Source organism: Desulfatibacillum aliphaticivorans DSM 15576 (assembly GCF_000429905.1).
GTDB classification, from domain to species: domain Bacteria; phylum Desulfobacterota; class Desulfobacteria; order Desulfobacterales; family Desulfatibacillaceae; genus Desulfatibacillum; species Desulfatibacillum aliphaticivorans.
Window position 1 is genome coordinate 164,377 of sequence record NZ_AUCT01000010.1, and the last position, 16,456, is coordinate 180,832.

15 protein-coding genes and 1 tRNA gene are annotated in these 16,456 nt (G+C 56.0%); 4 read left to right on the plus strand and 12 right to left on the minus strand.

Annotated features, from left to right (window positions below; translation table 11 throughout):
• Positions 1-75: 75 nt before the first annotated feature.
• The 7 genes from G491_RS0111665 to G491_RS30500 form a co-directional block, all read right to left on the minus strand.
• Complete coding sequence (locus G491_RS0111665) at positions 76-1,437, minus strand: sigma-54-dependent transcriptional regulator (RefSeq protein WP_015947709.1); 1,362 nt, start codon at positions 1,435-1,437, stop codon at positions 76-78.
• A gap of 40 nt (positions 1,438-1,477) precedes the next feature.
• The gene (locus G491_RS0111670; RefSeq protein WP_015947710.1) at positions 1,478-1,843 is read right to left on the minus strand and encodes a response regulator; all 366 of its coding nucleotides are present in this window, start codon (positions 1,841-1,843) and stop codon (positions 1,478-1,480) included.
• A complete protein-coding gene (locus G491_RS0111675; protein WP_028314734.1) occupies positions 1,840-3,324 on the minus strand; it encodes a PAS domain-containing sensor histidine kinase in 1,485 nt (494 codons plus the stop codon). The genes G491_RS0111670 and G491_RS0111675 overlap by 4 nt, the downstream gene beginning before the upstream one ends.
• Before the next feature lie 101 nt (positions 3,325-3,425).
• Positions 3,426-3,501: transfer RNA gene (locus G491_RS0111680), tRNA-Glu, on the minus strand.
• 72 nt (positions 3,502-3,573) lie between these two features.
• The gene (locus G491_RS30490; RefSeq protein WP_015947712.1) at positions 3,574-3,813 is read right to left on the minus strand and encodes a PLD nuclease N-terminal domain-containing protein; all 240 of its coding nucleotides are present in this window, start codon (positions 3,811-3,813) and stop codon (positions 3,574-3,576) included.
• The gene (locus G491_RS30495) at positions 3,810-4,679 is read right to left on the minus strand and encodes a lytic murein transglycosylase (RefSeq protein WP_035218588.1); all 870 of its coding nucleotides are present in this window, start codon (positions 4,677-4,679) and stop codon (positions 3,810-3,812) included. The genes G491_RS30490 and G491_RS30495 overlap by 4 nt, the downstream gene beginning before the upstream one ends.
• Positions 4,680-4,759: 80 nt before the next feature.
• Positions 4,760-5,560 carry a histidinol-phosphatase gene (locus tag G491_RS30500; RefSeq protein ID WP_051327199.1) on the minus strand — a complete coding sequence of 267 codons (801 nt, stop codon included), beginning with the start codon at positions 5,558-5,560 and terminating at the stop codon, positions 4,760-4,762.
• Positions 5,561-5,777: 217 nt separating this feature from the next.
• Between G491_RS30500 and radA the strand changes: the two genes are divergently transcribed.
• From radA to G491_RS0111715, 3 genes are all read left to right on the plus strand, one after another.
• Complete coding sequence (radA, locus tag G491_RS0111700; protein WP_028314735.1) at positions 5,778-7,148, plus strand: DNA repair protein RadA; 1,371 nt, start codon at positions 5,778-5,780, stop codon at positions 7,146-7,148.
• A 131-nt stretch (positions 7,149-7,279) separates the two neighbouring features.
• Positions 7,280-7,903, plus strand: a complete 624-nt coding sequence (locus G491_RS0111710; protein ID WP_028314736.1) for an RlmE family RNA methyltransferase — start codon at positions 7,280-7,282, stop codon at positions 7,901-7,903.
• On the plus strand, positions 7,890-8,633 hold the full coding sequence (locus tag G491_RS0111715; protein WP_028314737.1) for a YebC/PmpR family DNA-binding transcriptional regulator: 744 nt from the start codon (positions 7,890-7,892) through the stop codon (positions 8,631-8,633). The genes G491_RS0111710 and G491_RS0111715 overlap by 14 nt, the downstream gene beginning before the upstream one ends.
• A gap of 366 nt (positions 8,634-8,999) precedes the next feature.
• Here the strand turns inward: G491_RS0111715 and G491_RS0111720 are convergent, their stop codons facing one another.
• The 5 genes from G491_RS0111720 to G491_RS0111745 all read right to left on the minus strand — a co-directional run bounded on the left by G491_RS0111720 (position 9,000) and on the right by G491_RS0111745 (position 15,379).
• Complete coding sequence (locus G491_RS0111720; RefSeq protein ID WP_035218590.1) at positions 9,000-10,121, minus strand: glycosyltransferase; 1,122 nt, start codon at positions 10,119-10,121, stop codon at positions 9,000-9,002.
• Positions 10,118-11,233 (minus strand): glycosyltransferase family 4 protein, encoded by a 1,116-nt coding sequence (locus G491_RS0111725; RefSeq protein WP_028314739.1) that lies wholly within the window; start codon positions 11,231-11,233, stop codon positions 10,118-10,120. Before G491_RS0111725 ends, G491_RS0111720 begins: the two co-directional genes overlap by 4 nt.
• Before the next feature lie 157 nt (positions 11,234-11,390).
• Positions 11,391-12,392: an HDOD domain-containing protein gene (locus tag G491_RS0111735; protein WP_015947720.1), complete on the minus strand. Its 1,002-nt coding sequence runs from the start codon at positions 12,390-12,392 to the stop codon at positions 11,391-11,393.
• 170 nt (positions 12,393-12,562) lie between these two features.
• Entirely contained in the window at positions 12,563-14,311 is a 1,749-nt protein-coding gene (locus G491_RS33805) for a serine/threonine protein kinase (RefSeq protein ID WP_028314740.1), read from the minus strand.
• Between the two features lie 174 nt (positions 14,312-14,485).
• Positions 14,486-15,379, minus strand: coding sequence for an alpha/beta hydrolase (locus G491_RS0111745; protein WP_028314741.1), 894 nt, complete (start codon positions 15,377-15,379; stop codon positions 14,486-14,488).
• 253 nt (positions 15,380-15,632) lie between these two features.
• Here G491_RS0111745 and G491_RS0111750 point away from each other — a divergent pair, with 253 nt between their 5' ends.
• Positions 15,633-16,430 carry an SDR family NAD(P)-dependent oxidoreductase gene (locus G491_RS0111750; protein ID WP_028314742.1) on the plus strand — a complete coding sequence of 266 codons (798 nt, stop codon included), beginning with the start codon at positions 15,633-15,635 and terminating at the stop codon, positions 16,428-16,430.
• Positions 16,431-16,456: the final 26 nt, after the last annotated feature.

Below are 16,456 nucleotides of genomic sequence, written 5' to 3' on the forward strand. Positions count from 1 at the left end.
ACAAGGGGAAAACACAGGTCCTGCCGCGCCATTGGACGGCAAGCTGCGCCGAGCCGCCCAATGGCTTTGCCTAGTTCACAGCCCGTATTTTTTCATTTTCATGGACAGGGTTTTCCGGTTGATCCCCAGAATGCCGGCCGCCTTTTGAATGCCGCCGTTGGTGCGGGACAGCACAAACCGGATGTAATCCCTTTCCAGATCCTTGAGGCTGACCATTTTATCGGAAAAGGACCGAAGGTCGGGCGGCTGCTGGCGGATGTCCTGGGGCAGATGCTCGGGTTTGATAACGGCGTCGTCCTTCAGGATCAGGGTGCGCTCAATGGTGTTCTCCAACTCCCGGACGTTGCCCGGCCAGGCGTAGGAAAGGAGCACGTCCATGGCCTCGCGGGAGACCTTGGGGGCTTCCCTGCCGATTTTCCGGGACATGTGAAGCACAAAATAGTTGACCAGTTCCTCGATATCCTTGCCTCTTTCCCTTAAAGGCGGCAGATGGATGGGGATGACGTGCAAGCGGTAAAACAAGTCTTCCCTGAACTTGTTTTCGGCGATGGCGGCCCGTAAATCCCGGTTGGAGGCCACCATGATTCGCAAATCCACCTTGATGCGGACGGCCCCGCCCACCTGGGTGAATTCCCGCTCCTGGATGACGCGCAGGAGCTTGGCCTGGATGTCCATGGACAGGTTGGAAATTTCGTCAAAAAAGAAGGTGCCGTGGTTGGCCAGTTCGAACAGGCCCTTTTTGCTTTGCAGGGCGCCGGTGAACGAGCCTTTAACGTGGCCGAACAACTCGCTTTCCAAGAGGTTTTCCACCAGGGCGGAGCAGTCCACGGGCACGAATTCGTTTTCGCGCCGGCGGCTGTGATAGTGAATGGCCCGGGCAACCAGCTCCTTGCCGGTGCCGCTTTCTCCGGTGATGAGCACCGTGCCGTCCGTAGGCGCCACCTTAAGCATGCGGGAGAACAGGTTTTGCATGACCGGGCTGGAGCCCAGCATGATCCTGTCCGGCCCGGCCTGCAGGCCTTTGCTTTTGGGAATGCCGATGGTTTGCGCCGGAGGGGCGGAGGCTTTTTCGGCCCTTTGGATGATATTTTCTATATCGTCCACGCCAAAGGGTTTGGCCAGATAGTCAAAGGCCCCCATTTTCATGGCCTGAATGATTATGTCCGGCTCGGTGACGCCGGTGATCATGACCACCAGGGAGCTTATGTTGTTATCCTTGATCCATCCCAGGACTTCCATGCCGCCCATGCCCTGCATGCGGACATCCAGAAAAATAATGTCGAAATAGGAATCCGACATTTTGGAGATGGCTTCCTTGCCATCTGCGGCGTCATCGGGCTTGAGGCCCATATGGGTGACAATCCTACTGATGCCTGAACGGACGACGGGCTCATCGTCCACAATCAAGGCGGTTTTCAGCTTGGTTTGCTCCTCCATCTATCCCAGTCCTTCCTAGACGTGCTGCCTTCTTGCATGGTTACAAGGCGCTTTTTACCGCGTCAACGACTTCTCTGGCCATAAATGGTTTGCTTATCAAACCTAACGCTCCTGCATCTTCGCATTGGGATTCAAGCTGCCGGCTGCCGTGCCCTGTAATGATGATGGCAGGCAGGCCCGGGTAATTGCTTTTAATCCATGCGAGCAGTTCCAACCCCCCTATTCCCGGCATTTTTAAGTCTGCAAGAACAAGGTCCACGTGACTGCTTTGCACAATCTCCATGGCCTCCTCCCCGTCCTTGGCAATCAGGATCCGGTAGCCCTCCGCCTCCAGAATCCTGCGACATCCTTCTCGAACGACTCTCTCATCGTCCACTACAAGAACTACGTATTGTTTCAAACTCATGATTCTTTCTTGATTTTGGGCCCCGGCAGGCGGATGGTGAATATGGTTCCGCCTTCCGGATGATTTTCCACGCCAATGGTTCCGCCATGATTGTGAATAATGTCCTGGGTGATGGACAGGCCGAGGCCGGTGCCGTAACCCACGGGTTTTGTCGTATAAAAACTTTCGAAAATCTTTTCCAGTTCCCCCTGGGCCACTCCCGGCCCGTTATCCCGGAATTCCATGAAAAAATAACCGGATTCAAAATCGTGTCGCGCTTTAATGCAAATCAGGCCTTTGCCTTCCAGGGCGTCCGCGGCGTTTAGCACCAAATTGGTGAACACCTGCTGCATCTGAACGCGGTCGGCCTGCATTTTGGGCATGTCGGGCTGAAAGTCGCATTTCACCTCAATGCCCTGAAATTTCGCCTGGGGCAGGACAATGTCCAGGCACTGGCGAAAAGCCTCGGGAATGTCAAAAGGCTCGTTGCCGTTGTCCGACTTCCGGGAAAACCCCAATAAATTGCGGACAATGGCCTTGCACCGCAAGGTCTGGTCGATAATCTCCTTCAGGTCGTCCCTGTAAACCGGATCGTCCTTCAGGCTCCGCTGCATGATTTCCGCAAACATCAAAATGCCGGAAAGCGGATTGTTGATTTCGTGGGCCACACTGGCGGAAAGCCTGCCCAGGGCCGCGTTTCTGTCCGCCTGGATCAGCCTTTCCTGGGCGGAGCGCAGCTCCCTGGCAAGGCGCTCGCTTTCCCGCAAATCGCCGAAAATGCCCACGCTGCCCGTTTCCTGGCCGTCTTCAAACATGATTCCCGCCGACAAGGTGACGGGAAAGGGATTGCCGTCCCTATCCTTGAGCTCGGTTTTCACCATGTTCAGAATGCCGGGCCGGCCGTACTGCTTGCTCCGCATGAGCTTCATGTTGCGCTTGGCGGTTTCCCAGCCGTAAAACAGGTCCACGCCGCCGGGAATGCCCACCACGTCTTCCGAGGCGAACCCTGTCATGATCTCCATGCTTTTATTGAACATGAGGACCTTGCCCCTGGGGTCCATAACCACAATGCCGTTGACCGTGCTTTCAATCATGTTGGTCAAAAACGAAAGCATGCGGACCACCGGGTTTTCCGGCGTAAAGCACACGCCGTCCCGGTCTTCATGGCTTCTGGGGCAGACCGCCCAGGCGCCGGAGACCCCCGTGTTTTTTTGGATGGGGGTCACTATAAACCGGATATGGGGCTTGCCCATGTCTCCGGGCAGAGGAAGCACCCATTGCTCCGAACCCGCGCCCCTTTGAATGCATTGGGCGAAGAGTTCGTTCAAAGAAGGGTGAAACCTGTGCACGCCTTTGTTGGCGACCAAATCCACATTTTCCGGGCTGTACGGCAGACCGAGCATCTCGTCCGCAGGGGCGTTCCAGCCGATGATCTTTCCGGATTTATCGGCCAAAAAAGCCGGGTCCGGATGATGCCGGAACATCTCCATAAATGTATCCATGACTACCCCAATCCTCCGGCTTGCATCGGTGGACGCAAAACGCCGGCGGAACTCTTTATTGTATTTGAAATGTCTTGGAAGAATGCAGAAAAGGAAAGAAGTGGTAGTCCCAAGGGGAATCGAACCCCTGTCTTCGCCGTGAGAGGGCGATATCCTAAACCGCTAGACGATGGGACCACACTTTTTGTTGACAGCCCGCCAGTGGCGGACAAGATGGTCTTATTACAAAAATGAAGCCGCCTTGTCAAATCATTTTTGAACGCCATCTTCCAATTCCGTAATTTCTTCCAAAGAAGGCCGCACGCCTTGCCTGCGGCCCCAAATTATGTACAACAGCACGCCTAAAAAAGGGAGGCCAACCACCACAAGGCCCCAGACGGTCTTCCTGACCGGCGAGCCGAAATCCCGGGCCATAATGTGAAAAATAGCCAGCCAGGTTAAAATTAAAAACACGGTTCCCAGGCTTATGACAGTTATTGCAAAATTCAAGACGCCCCCTTCAGGACCGCCCGTATTCTCAACAGCGTGTTGGCGTAATACGTGCTATTATTGTATGATAATAATACTTTCTTCATTTTCTCGGCGTCCATCCCCGGCTGCCAGCCATGGTTTTTCAAGTACTTCCCTATGCTGGCTATCGCGTCGGAATGGGTGAACAAATCCACCTTGCCGTCTCCGCTTCCGTCCGCTCCGTGCACGGAAATATTGGAGGGCATAAACTGGGAATACCCCATGGCGCCGGCAAAGGAGCCCTTGATGCTGGCCGGGTCGGATTCATCCGGGTCCAGGTGCTTAAGAAAGGCCTTCAACTCCACATACGCCCAGGAGGCTTTTCTGTCGGCCCAGGACTCCACCTTTTTCTTGGTCGTCGTTTTCTTCTGGGACACCGCATCAAACAGTTGGTCCTTTTTTTCCTGCTCGGATAAAGCGGCCAGGGTGGACAAGGTGTTGATAACCGGCTTCGTGCCCACGTATCCGCCCAGACGCGTCTCCACCATCAAAATGGCGGTGATGACCTCCTTGTCCACGCCGTAGGCTTTTTCCGCCGCTTCCAGGTCGGCCTGGTGCTCCTTCATGTAAGCCCGGGCGTCGGCTATGGGTTTGTCCTTTAAAAACTGGTCGTAATTCAGCTTGGATTCGTTGTGGCGGAAGTACACCGTCGCCACGGATAAGTCCAGCTTTACGTTCTCGGCGCCGTAAATTTTATCCAGTTGGGCCTCTGTGAAGCCGTCCTGGATCAACCTTTTTTTCAAGGCTTCAAAAGGAGGCGGCGCAGGCTCGGAGGCCATAGCCGGGGGTACGGACAAACAAGCCAGAATAAGGGCTGCGAACAATCCAACAAACCGGTTTAACACAAACACGCTCCCAACTCAGTTCGGCGAACCCGGCGCCGCTAGCCGCCCGGGTTCGCCCTCCGTTTAAAAACCAAGCCCTGTTAAGGGCTCAGGCTGACCTCTCCCCGGATGCGATGGGAGAAAGTCGCCAAACTATGGTATCCCGCTTCCCGAGCCAGGGAAACGGCCTCGTCAAAATCCATGCCCACCTGCTTGGGGGAATGGGCGTCGCTCCCCAGGGTGATGGGAACTCCCGCCTGGTTCAGCTTTTGCAAAATCCACAGGCTGGGGTAAAGCTCCCCTTTGGGGTGCCGCTTGCCGCTGGTGTTGATCTCCACAGCAAGGCCTTTGCCGGCGATTACGTCAATCACCTGATCCCAACGGTTTTCCATCCGGTCCTGGGGGCTGTCTCCAAACTTGCCCACGACGTCCAGATGGCATAAAAAATCAAAGAAAGAATGCTCGGCCATGGTTTCCAAATGATTCAGATACTCGGCGAACATGTCCTCGCATTCCCGGAAAGGGCAATTATCCCGTTCCTTATGGGAAACCATGTTCCATTCCCCGATAAAATGCACCGACCCGCCAATGGCGTCAAAGGAATGGGCATCCACGATCTCCATGGCCTGCTCCATGGTTTCCAGGTCAAAGTCCACTTCCAGGCCCACCTTGACCCAAATGCGGTCTTCGTATTTTGCAGCCAGCCTCTTTACGGCCCGGTGATACAAAGGAACCTCCTGAGGGCTCATGGACAAAAAGCTGCCGTCCGGCCTCAGGGTCAGGTGGTCCAAAAAGCAAATCTCCGCAAGCCCCAACTTGACCGCTTGTTGCACATAGGCTTCCATTTCCCCTTTGGCGTGGTTGCACAAGGGGGTGTGCACATGATAATCAATCAAACTCATATCGGACTCTGAACCGCCATGCCTAACCGCTCCCGGTGAAAATTTTTGACCGGAGAATAATACGACGGTAAAGTGTATCAGAACCGGCGCACGGTCTCAAGCACATAATGGGAGTATTTTACCCAATTTTTTCTTTAGGGGGTAATAATAGCCCCATGTTGTGGTCAAAACAACCCCAAATGCATGCTTTGAGACGGTTCGGCCAGGAGATTATTCCATGAAAAAAGCCCAAAAAACAGTATTCACCTGCCAGGATTGCGGATACACCACCCCAAAGTGGATGGGCAAGTGCCCGGATTGCGGCCAGTGGCACAGCATGGTGGAAGGCAAGCCCAAGGCCGCATCATCGGGAGTCAAGGCCCCCTTTGACCTGTCCGGGCCGGGGTCGCGGCCCGTGCCCATCGACTCCGTGGACGGCATTGTAGAGGAGCGCCTGACCACGGGCATCATGGAATTGGACCGGGTTCTGGGCGGGGGGCTTGTGGCCGGGTCCATGGTGCTTATCGGCGGGGATCCGGGCATCGGCAAGTCTACCTTGATGCTTCAGGTCATGCAGTCCCTGGCGTATACGGGCCTGAAAGTTTTGTACGTATCCGGCGAGGAGTCCGTCAGGCAGATCAAATTGAGAAGCCAGCGGACCGGGTCGCCCAGCCCCAATTTGTTTGTGTACAGCGAAATCGTCCTGGAGCAGATTCTGGACGTGTTGGATCAGGAAAAGCCCCAGGCCGTGGTTCTGGACTCGGTCCAGACCTTGTACAGCCAGGACCTGACCTCGGCCCCGGGCTCGGTCAGCCAGGTTCGGGAAGTCACCTTCAAACTGGCCATGCACGCAAAGAAAACCGGCATCCCCACCTTTCTTGTGGGCCATGTGACCAAGGACGGGGCCATTGCCGGGCCGCGCCTTCTGGAGCATATGGTGGACACGGTGCTTTATTTTGAAGGGGAGCGGAATCATATTTACCGGGTGTTGCGGGCCGTGAAAAACCGGTTCGGCTCCACTAACGAAATCGGGGTTTTTGAAATGGCCGAACACGGCCTTATGGAAGTGAGCAACCCCAGCGCCGTGTTTTTGTCCGAGAGGCCGGAGCACGCCTCGGGCTCGGCGGTCACGGCCAGCCTGGAGGGCTCCCGCCCTATCCTGCTGGAAATCCAGGCGCTTGCCAGCACCTCCAGCTTCGCCAGTCCGCGCAGGACCGTTTTGGGCCTGGATTCCAACAAGGTGGCGCTTTTAGTGGCGGTTTTGGAGAAAAAAGTAGGCATGCCCTTGATGGATCAGGACGTATTCATGAACGTCGCCGGCGGCGTGCGGGTGACCGAACCGGCCGTGGACCTGGCCATGGTGGGCGCCGTGGCCTCCAGCTTTTTGGACAGGCCCGTGCCCCGGGACACGGTCCTCATGGGGGAGGTGGGCCTGACCGGAGAAATCCGCGGCGTGGGCCAAATGGAAACCCGCATCAAGGAAGCCGCCAAAATGGGTTTTGAGCAATGCCTGGCGCCCGCGTCCAGCCTGCGCAACCTGCGGCCGCCCTCCGGTGTGAAGGTGGTGGGCGTAAAATCCGTCAGCCAGGCCCTGGAGCACCTTTTTTGATCAGGATCAGGGTCCGGCGGAATGGTTTATTTTTTTACAAAAAGCTGGTTTTGGTTGAAAGCCGGGTGAATCTGTGACAATTCCCAAGTAGAAAACCGGAGCATATTGACTTTCAAGGAGTTTTTTCTTATATGAAATCAAAGAAAAAGGGCAAAAACCTTTGGCGGGATCATTACACAGACAAAGCCCAAAAGGCCGGCTTTCCCGCCCGCTCTGTGTTTAAGCTGGAGGAAATGCAAAAACGGTGGAAGATCCTCCGGCCCGGCCAGAAGGTCCTGGACCTTGGCTGCGCTCCGGGGTCGTGGCTCAAATACGCTTCCCAAATTGTGGGCGACTCAGGCCGGGTCATCGGCCTGGATCTCAAGCCCATGGATCAACCGGACAAGCCGAACGCAGAATTTATTCAAGGCGACGCGTTTGAACTGACCCAGGAATTCCTGGACGAAATCGGCAGGGATTTTGACGTGGTGCTGAGCGACATGGCCCCGAACACCACGGGCATCAAGAACGTGGACGCCCTCAAGTCCGCAGCTTTGTGCGAATCGGCGCTGGCCGCGGCGGTAACGGTCCTCAAGCCCGGCGGCTCGTTTGTATGCAAGATTTTCCAGGGCGAAGGATTTGATGCGTTTATAAAGGATGTAAAAAAATATTTTACCAAACATAAAATTTTCAAGCCCGAAAGCACCCGCAAACAAAGCCGGGAGATTTACGTAGTGGGCTGGAGCAAAAAAGGAGGATCCCATGTCAGGACATAATAAATGGTCAACAATCAAACATAAGAAGGGTGCAGCCGACGCCAAGCGCGGCAAGGTCTTCTCCAAGCTGATCAAGGAAATCACCATAGCCGCCCGCATGGGGGGCGGCGACCCGGACGCAAACCCCCGCCTTCGCACGGCCATCAACGCCGCCAAGGCTGAAAACATGCCCAAGGACAACTGGGAGCGCGCCATTAAAAAAGGCACCGGCGAACTGGAAGGCGTGAACTACGAGGAATTCCAGTACGAAGGCTACGGCCCCGGCGGCGGCGCCGTTCTGGTGGAATCCCTGACAGACAACAAAAACCGCGCGGCCGCGGAAATCCGCCATATTTTCTCCAAGTGCGGCGGCAGCCTGGGCGAGGCCGGCTGCGTGGCCTGGATGTTCGATAAAAAAGGCTACATCGTGGTGAACCAAAGCGTCACGGACGAAGACACCCTCATGGAAGTGGCCCTGGAAGCAGGCGCCGAAGACGTGCGGGAAGCCGGAGACGTGTTTGAAGTAATTACCCAGCCGGATGATTACGATGCGGTCAAGGAAGCCATTGACGCCGCCGGCATCGAAACGGAAGACGCCTCGGTCACCAAACTTCCCCAGAACACCGTGGAAGTCACCGGCAAGGAAGCCGAACAAATGGTCCGTCTGCTTCAGACCCTGGATGACTGCGACGACGTGCAAAACGTCTACACCAGCGCGGACATCCCGGACGACGCCATCGGCGAAGACTAAAAAGCTGTTCCGGGCGGATCAGTCGCCCAGGTTTCATATATTTGATGTAAAAGGGGAAAACCTGTTGATGACGGGTTTTCCCTTTTTTTATGTCCCATGAACTTCATTTGCTGGAATGACGGTTTATGGCGGTAAACGGGCAGATAATGGGGTTTAGAGGCTTGATTTTGTTGGGTTTCGCAAGCTCAACCCAACCTACGCCGCCCGAGGACAAGATGTAGGTTGGGTGGTTCTGCGCTGGAAACATGCAAAGAATTCAACAACGTATCGACGGCTGTAAAGATGGTAAAAAGGCTCAACGACGTTGCTGCGCAGGTTCACCCAACAAATAAAATAGCGTCGTCCGGCTTAGCTGCGGGGCTCCATTTATTCCGACAAAAGGCGTTGGTACAAATCCAGGAGTTTGGCTTCCTGGGAGGTCCAGGAATATTTTTCTCTGAAAAGGCGTTTGCCGCTTTCGCTCATTTTTCTGCAAAGCTCCGGGTTTTCCAAAAGGTGATCAATGGCTTTGGCAATGGCTTTGGGGTCGGTCGCGTCCACGGCCATGCCAGTGTTATCCCGCACCAAAAGGTCTTTCCATAGGGGAAAATCCGAGGCCACCATGGGCAGGCCGGCGGACATGTATTCGTAGAGCTTGTTGGGCGAGGTGTCGGCGTACCCGAACAAGGGCTGGAGGCACATCAGGCCCACGGCGGCGGAATGCATGTGTTCGTACACGCCTTTCAGGTCCGTCATGCCCAGGAATTCTGCATTTTTTCCATAGGCGGGAAGCTGCTTTATCGCCCGGGTTTCCGGAGTGTCGATTTCCTGGCCGATGATGGTCAAGTGGGCGCCCGGAGTTTTAACGTGCTCCATGGCCTGCACCACCTGATACGATCCGATATGGTCCCGCAGGCCTCCGGTGTACAGAATTTTTGTATTGCCCTCAAAGGTGCGGGGGATCTGGTCCAACAGGTCGGCCATGTCTTCCAGGGCGAAGTTTTCCAGAATCACGGTTTTATCCGCCGGAAAACGCGCTGCCAGACGGGAGCCGATGCTGGTGACGATGGCGTCGATGCAAAAAACCGTGATTTGCTCCAAGGCGCCCACGGATTTGGCCGTGAGTTTGCGAATGGGCGCCGGAATATAAGCCTTGCCCGCCACTTTGTCCGGGTGGTTTTCGTGGGCATCGTACACCACCTTGGCCCGGGTGAACCCTTTTATTAGAATCCCTACGGGCAGCAGCTCGATGTTATGAAAATGATACAGGTCCGCGTTCAGGCTGAGCGCGGTTTTAAAAACGTGCGGGACGACGCGGGTTAGGCGCTCTTTGCGGTCGGCGCAGGGCTGGACGGGAACGATGGTCACGCCGTCGTGCACCCCGCCCTTTTCCGCCTGGGCCACCAGGGAGACTTTGTATCCCGCCTTGGCCAGGGACCGGCATTCCTTCATGAAAATTCTTGTGTCAAAGGGCGTATTTACGGATGTCAGATGGACTACGTGCTTCATTTGGCCGCCTTTTTCGCCGCTAATTCATTATAAAAAAGTTCCAAGCGATTTTTTTGCGCTTCCATGGAGCAATTTTCCTGCACGAACTTCAGGGCGTTTTGGCTCAGCTTTTGGTGCAGGGCTTTGTCTTCCGTTAATTTCAGCATGGCCTCGGCCAAAGCGTTGGGATCGTCCATGGGGACCAGCAGGCTGTCATGGCCGTCCTTGATGGAAGCGCGCATGGCCGGGATGTCCCCCGCAATAACGGGCGTTGCACAGGCCATGGATTCCCGGACCGACTGGGACACGCTGTCCGATCCTGCCAGGGATATGGACGCCAGGGAAATTTGGTACCGGTTGGCCATTTGCCGGTCGTCCTCCACGTTGTCCAGAAAGCGAACGGCTTCAAGCGCTCCGCTCTCGGCCAGGCAGTCCTTAAACTCGGCCAGCAGGTCTTCCCTGGCTCGGGTCAAGGGAACGAGCAGACGGGCATTGGGATTTTTTTGGTGGACCTTGCAAAAGGCCCGGGCGGCGGTCATGGGATGATACAAAGGCTCCAGCATGCGGCACAGGTAAAAAACCGGCCCCTCCCCCAGATTCAATTCCCGGTGAAAGGATTCGTCGGGCTCATCCGGCCGGAACGCGTCCGTGTCCACGCCCAAATAAATGACCTCCAGCTTGGACTCGGGCGCGCCAAGCTCCAGGGCCTTGTTTTTTAGCTCGTCGCAAACGCAAAGGATTTTGTCGGCCCGGTTTAAGGCCGCTTTGGTGAGCGTGCGATGCAGCACGGAGGTCTGATCCAGCAAAAACAAATCCGACCCGTGCACGGAAAGGGCCGTTGGCCGCCAAAGCGCCATGGGCGTGGGCCAGCCCGCCCCAAAGGCCGTGTGGGCGTGAAGCACGTCAGGCCTCAGTTTTCTCACCAGGGCGAATAACGCTGCGCCGTATGCAGCGAACCGGATTTTGGGCAGATTGAACCGCTCGGCCAGGTCGTAGAAAGCCACGCCCGGAGGAATTCCCATGCCGCGCTTTTCGCAGCCCACAAAATGGACGTCATATCCCCAGGCGGCCAAGTTTCTCGCCCAGCGCCAAGCGTGCGCGTCGTTGGGGTTTCCGATGTAGCAGATTTTCATGGCGGCCGGTCCGTTTTCCTACCGATGATTTAAAGCAAGGCGCAACTAACGTTAAGGATAGGAAAAAAATACCACAACCGGAAGATCAAAGCCAGCGGCATGTTAAAAGGGGGGAGATGGGAAAAGGGGACGCCCGGTTGGACGGCCCCCATTGCGGTTATTCCGCTTGAATGGTTTCCGTGGTTTTCTGAACGGATTCCAGCATAAGCGCCTCGATTTTCAAGGCTTCCTCCTGGGTGAGATCCAGGAACTCCAGGGCGCCGTCCTCGAACGAGGATTCCACATCGTCAAAGGAAAAATCCAGGCTGCAATTTAGCGCCAGGGTATCGGCGATATGCAGGGCGTAGGACAAAAAGTCGCCTTCCGATCTGGACGGATAATGGTGATATCGAATGGCGGTTGTTATATTTTCCGGCATTTTCCAGGACTTACATACCTCACTGGCGATCTCGCAATGATCAAACCCCAAGATGGCCTTTTCCGCTTCCAAAAAGCTCATGCCTCCGGACGCCAAACGCCGAAACATTTCCTTGCGCTCCGCAACATAGGGCTCCAGGGCCAATTTACCGGCGTCATGGGTGAGCCCGGCGGCGAAAGCGTCTTCCGCCAAATGGGGTTTGGCGCGGCCTGTAATGATGCGGGCGCCAAAAGCCACCAACAGGGAATGCCGCCAGAATTCGCCGGGATCCATGCCGTATCCCGGCATGGGCTTGTCCAAAAGCTGGGAGGCGGAAGCCATGGTCAGGATTTCGTTCAGGGTCTTTTGCCCCAGAACCACCGAGGCCTGCTGAATGGTGGAAACCGTGCCGGAAAGCCCGTAAAACGGCGAGTTGGCGATTTTTAGCACCTTGGCGGCGATGGCCTGATCCGTAACCAGGACAATGGCCAAATCCTGAAAGCTGGAATTGGGGTCCGCCATGACCTTCCGGGCCTTGTGGATGACCTGGGGCATGGGCGGCAGATCCTTAACCCCTTTGACAATGGCCTTTTTCAGGGCTTCCCCTTCCGGCAGCGTGTTTATGGGCGGCGCCTGCGCCGGGGGGTTGATGGTTATGAGATTTTGGCAGGCCGGACACTTTAAGCTAATGGATTTATCCTTGGGGAGCTTCTCATCAGGAATATTATATTTTTTATGGCAACTTGAGCACTCTATCTTCATCTCTGCATTTTCCTTCCCAGAGTCAAAAACTTGTCATCTTCCGTCAACGCCCGGACGTCAGGATCAATCTCCGGCCCCTAATTATGGTGCGGGGTCGTTCCATTGGTATAGGAGCGGCGCGTCGACAATGTATAGAGCAAATACCGCGCCAATTGGGAGTTTTTGGCTCGCTAAATCGGAATTTTTTGGATCAGGTCGGTCCAAAAAGACATGATCCGCGGCGCCTGGCCCGTGGAAAACAAATAATAAATCACGGCCTCCACAAAAAGCAGAAACAAAAGCAGCCTCATTACCTGCCGTTTCGTTTGGCTTTTCCGCTTTGGCGCGGAAGGGGGGGCCGGCTTGGAAGCGGCCGCTTCCTGCTCCTGCAAGCGGGTTTTTTCATCGGCGGCCAAAATCCCGTCTATGGCGTTAATTACCTGGCCAGCGCCGCTGAAATTTTCTTCGGCTTTCCTGGACAGCATTTTTTTCACTAGATCGCGCACCTCCCTGGGAGTTGCGTCCAGGGAATGGGGGATGATCAACTGCCCCTGCCGCCAAATGGGCAAAATGCCGGTGATCATTTTATGCAGAATGGCGCCCGTGGAATAGATGTCCGTCAGGTGGGACTTGGGCTCCTTAAAAGGGTTGTACCAGTTTTCGTTGGAGGATTCCTTGCCGTAATGCTCTTTCAGCCCGAAATCCGTGAGTTTGACCACCCCGTTGTTGGATATCATGATGTTGGAAGGCCGCAGGTTTCCGTGCAACACCTTGTGGCTGTAGGCAAAACCCAGGCCTTCGCAGATTTGCCGTGCAACGGCCAAAGCATCCCGCCATTCATAGGGCCTGGCCATGCGCTCCTCCAGGCTGCCGCCCCGGATGTATTCCATGGCCACGATGTAAATCTCGTTGTTTCCCGAGGCTCCGGCCACGTTCACGATGTTCTTGTGCTTGAGTTTGAGAAAGGCCTGGGCTTCGGGCAAGCCGCCCACGGATGCGGTGTATTTTTTCACCACCATGAGCTTGCCGCTCTGCTTGCGGCGGAACAAATACACGGCTCCGAACTTATGTTCCTTGATGATGTCCAGCAGAACCAGGCTGTCGTCGTCGCCCCCTATGCCCTGGGCCCGGATTTTGGCGTCTCCCCCAAGGTGGGCGCCCTTGAGTTCGTTCAGCAGGACTTCCTTGATCACGTCCGCGGATTTCACCCTGTCTTCCGGCTCGGGCGACAGGCATTGGAGGATGATTTCATCCAAGGCCCGGGGGATGTTGGGATCGTGTTCCAGGGGGGACTTGAAGTATCCCGTGGGCCGGGCGCCGGTGAACAACTCGTACATGACCACGCCCAAGGAGTATATGTCGCTGGCCGGGGTGAGATTCTTGGCGCTGGCCGACTGCTCGGGCGACATGTAGGCCAGGGTGCCGAGAACCATGCCTTCCCGGGTCAGGGTCGCGCCGGTCATGTGGTCGTCCACAAGCTGGGCGATGCCGAAATCCGCCACCATGGCGTGCCCCTGACCGTCTATAAGAATGTTGGCCGGTTTGATGTCCCGGTGCACCACTCCGTTTTTATGGGCGTAATCCAAAGCCTTGCACACCTGGACCATGATTTCCATCTTCTCGGTCAGGGTGTAAGAGCCCTTTTTAATCTCTTTTTGCAGGTCCGTGCCCTGAACGAAATCCATGACAAAATAAGACAGGCCGTCGGCCGTGGTTCCCCGGTCTATAATGTGGATGATGTTGGGATGAGCCAGGCGGGCCACGATGGTGGATTCGCGGTTGAACCGCTTGATCATGCTTTCCCGGCCTGAAAGCTGGCGCGCAAGTATCTTGATGGCCACCAGGCGGTCCAGGGAAGGCTGGAGGCCTTTGTACACCGTGGCCATGCCCCCGGCCCCGATTTTTTCCAGGATCTGATATTGTCCGATATAATCCGGCATGACGCTTTCCGTTTAAAGGATTAAACCAAAGCATGCCGGATTATTCGAAAATATTTGGTTGGGTGGAATGCCGATCCATGGATGCAATCCGGCGTGCACGCCTCATTTATGCACGTACCGTGCCGCCGCCTGCAACTTATCCGAGGGCGAATGCCAGCAAATTTGGGATTTTTCCTAAACGGACTTCACAAGGGCCGCAATTTCCCGGGCCGTGTCCTCCCAGGTGGACGGAAAAGCCATGCCGTGCCCCACGCCTTTCATCATGATCAGGCGCGCGCCGGGAATGGCTTCGGCCGTAACCTTGCCATGCTCGGGTGGGATGAGCGTGTCCGAGTCTCCGTGAATGACCAGGGCCGGAACCTTGAGCCCGCGCAATTTCTCCAGGCGTCCCCCGGAAAAGGTCGCAGCCAGAAATTGCCGGGAGATCCCCAACGGATGATAGCCGCGATCCCATTGGTCAGCCGCCATTTTGGCCTCGCATTCCGGGTCGTAGACGGGGCTGTTTGAGGCGAAAATCCGAAAGGAGTCCACCGTATGCTGAATGTACCCTTCCCGGTCATCAGGGGGCTGGGCCAGCAGCCGTTCCGTGGCCTCGGGCGTGGTGCGGGGTAAGGACGGGTCCTGGGGATTGGACGGCGACGAGTGCATGGAAGTCAGGGACAAAACCCTGTCCGGGTGCTCAATGGCCGTGGCCTGGGCGATCATCCCGCCCATGGACAGGCCGCAAATGTGGGCCTTGGCCAAACCCAGATGATCCATGAGCCCGACTGCGTCGCCGGCCATGTCGGACAGGGAATACGGCAGCTTCGCCGGTTCGCCGGATAGGAACTTCTTGGTGATGGCGGCGATTTCCGCCGCTCCGGTCTCGTCGCATTGGGTGGAAAGGCCGATGTCGCGATTGTCAAACCGGATTACGTACAGCCCCTGAGCCGTAAGCATCTCACAAAACTCCAACGGCCACCGGACCAGTTGGCTCGCCAGGCCCATGATCAGGATAAGAGGCGGATTTTTCGGGTCGCCGTGGGTTTCATAATACAGGGTAATTCCTTTTACTTGGGCTTGGGGCATGGGTTTTCTCCGAATTTTTGTTTTTCACGAATGTGCCAATTCGTGTATGATAGGGGATCGAGTCGGCATCGTCAAGCCTTGGTTGCGCGCCCTGGTTATCGATTTTGCAACAAGTTTTGCGCGATCAACGCCAGGTTTTTGCAGGCTGCTCCCCAGATGCGGAGCGGATAAATTCGTCCCGGAGGTTGAACCTGTCTTAACCCGATGATATTCTGATATTTACTAAACAAATTTTGTTCAAGGAGGAGTCGTCATGAGCACCGGACCCCGTTTGCAAGGAAAAACCGCCATTATCACCGGAGCAGCCAGCGGAATCGGAGCCGCTACAGCCACGCTATTCGCCGAGCACGGAGCATCACTGGTCCTGGCCGACGTAGTCGAGGAAGCCCTTGCGGCCGTCGCCGCCCAGGCTGAGGAAAAAGGCGCCAAGGTGGTTTATAAAACCACGGACGTTTCCGACGAAGAACAAGTGAAAGCCTTGGTGGACTTGGCTTTGGACACTTACGGCCAAATAGACGTTCTTTGCAATAACGCGGGCATTACCGGCGATTTTACGGACATGAACTCCGAGGACCAGGAAAACTGGAAAAGGGTCCTGGCGGTCAATCTGATCGGCCCCGTGCTGTTGACCAAATACGCGGCGCCCTACATGAAGGATCGCGGCTGCGGATCCATCGTGAACACCGCCTCCGTGGCGGGCATTCGGGCGGGCGCAGGCTCCAACGCATACAGCGCCAGCAAGGCCGCGCTCATCAACTTCACCAAAACCGCGGCCTGCGACCTGGGCTCGTTCAACGTACGCGTCAACGCGGTCTGCCCCGGCCTCATCGAAACCGGCATGACCAAAATGGTCTTTGACTACGCCCGGGATGCGGGTAAGGAAGCTAAGCTGGGGAGCCGCTGCGAAATGAAACGCTACGGCCTCCCGCACGAAATCGCCTTCGCCATCCTGTTTCTGGCCTGCGACGAGTCCAGCTACGTGACCGGCCAGCACCTGGCCGTGGACGGCGGAAACACCGCCTCCCTCAACCTGCCCGGCATGAAGTTCTAAACACGCTGGCAATATACTGAATTCCA

What these genes read in the sequence shown, in the direction of transcription:
- G491_RS0111745 (WP_028314741.1), bottom strand. Translation starts at nt 15,379, where the DNA reads ATGCCCCAAGCCCAAGTAAAAGGAATTACCCTGTATTATGAAACCCAC.
- G491_RS0111670 (WP_015947710.1), bottom strand. Translation starts at nt 1,843, where the DNA reads ATGAGTTTGAAACAATACGTAGTTCTTGTAGTGGACGATGAGAGAGTC.
- G491_RS0111720 (WP_035218590.1), bottom strand. Translation starts at nt 10,121, where the DNA reads ATGAAGCACGTAGTCCATCTGACATCCGTAAATACGCCCTTTGACACA.
- G491_RS0111715 (WP_028314737.1), top strand. Translation starts at nt 7,890, where the DNA reads ATGTCAGGACATAATAAATGGTCAACAATCAAACATAAGAAGGGTGCA.
- G491_RS0111665 (WP_015947709.1), bottom strand. Translation starts at nt 1,437, where the DNA reads ATGGAGGAGCAAACCAAGCTGAAAACCGCCTTGATTGTGGACGATGAG.
- G491_RS33805 (WP_028314740.1), bottom strand. Translation starts at nt 14,311, where the DNA reads ATGCCGGATTATATCGGACAATATCAGATCCTGGAAAAAATCGGGGCC.
- G491_RS0111725 (WP_028314739.1), bottom strand. Translation starts at nt 11,233, where the DNA reads ATGAAAATCTGCTACATCGGAAACCCCAACGACGCGCACGCTTGGCGC.
- G491_RS30500 (WP_051327199.1), bottom strand. Translation starts at nt 5,560, where the DNA reads ATGAGTTTGATTGATTATCATGTGCACACCCCCTTGTGCAACCACGCC.
- G491_RS0111750 (WP_028314742.1), top strand. Translation starts at nt 15,633, where the DNA reads ATGAGCACCGGACCCCGTTTGCAAGGAAAAACCGCCATTATCACCGGA.
- G491_RS0111735 (WP_015947720.1), bottom strand. Translation starts at nt 12,392, where the DNA reads ATGAAGATAGAGTGCTCAAGTTGCCATAAAAAATATAATATTCCTGAT.
- radA (WP_028314735.1), top strand. Translation starts at nt 5,778, where the DNA reads ATGAAAAAAGCCCAAAAAACAGTATTCACCTGCCAGGATTGCGGATAC.
- G491_RS0111675 (WP_028314734.1), bottom strand. Translation starts at nt 3,324, where the DNA reads ATGGATACATTTATGGAGATGTTCCGGCATCATCCGGACCCGGCTTTT.
- G491_RS0111710 (WP_028314736.1), top strand. Translation starts at nt 7,280, where the DNA reads ATGAAATCAAAGAAAAAGGGCAAAAACCTTTGGCGGGATCATTACACA.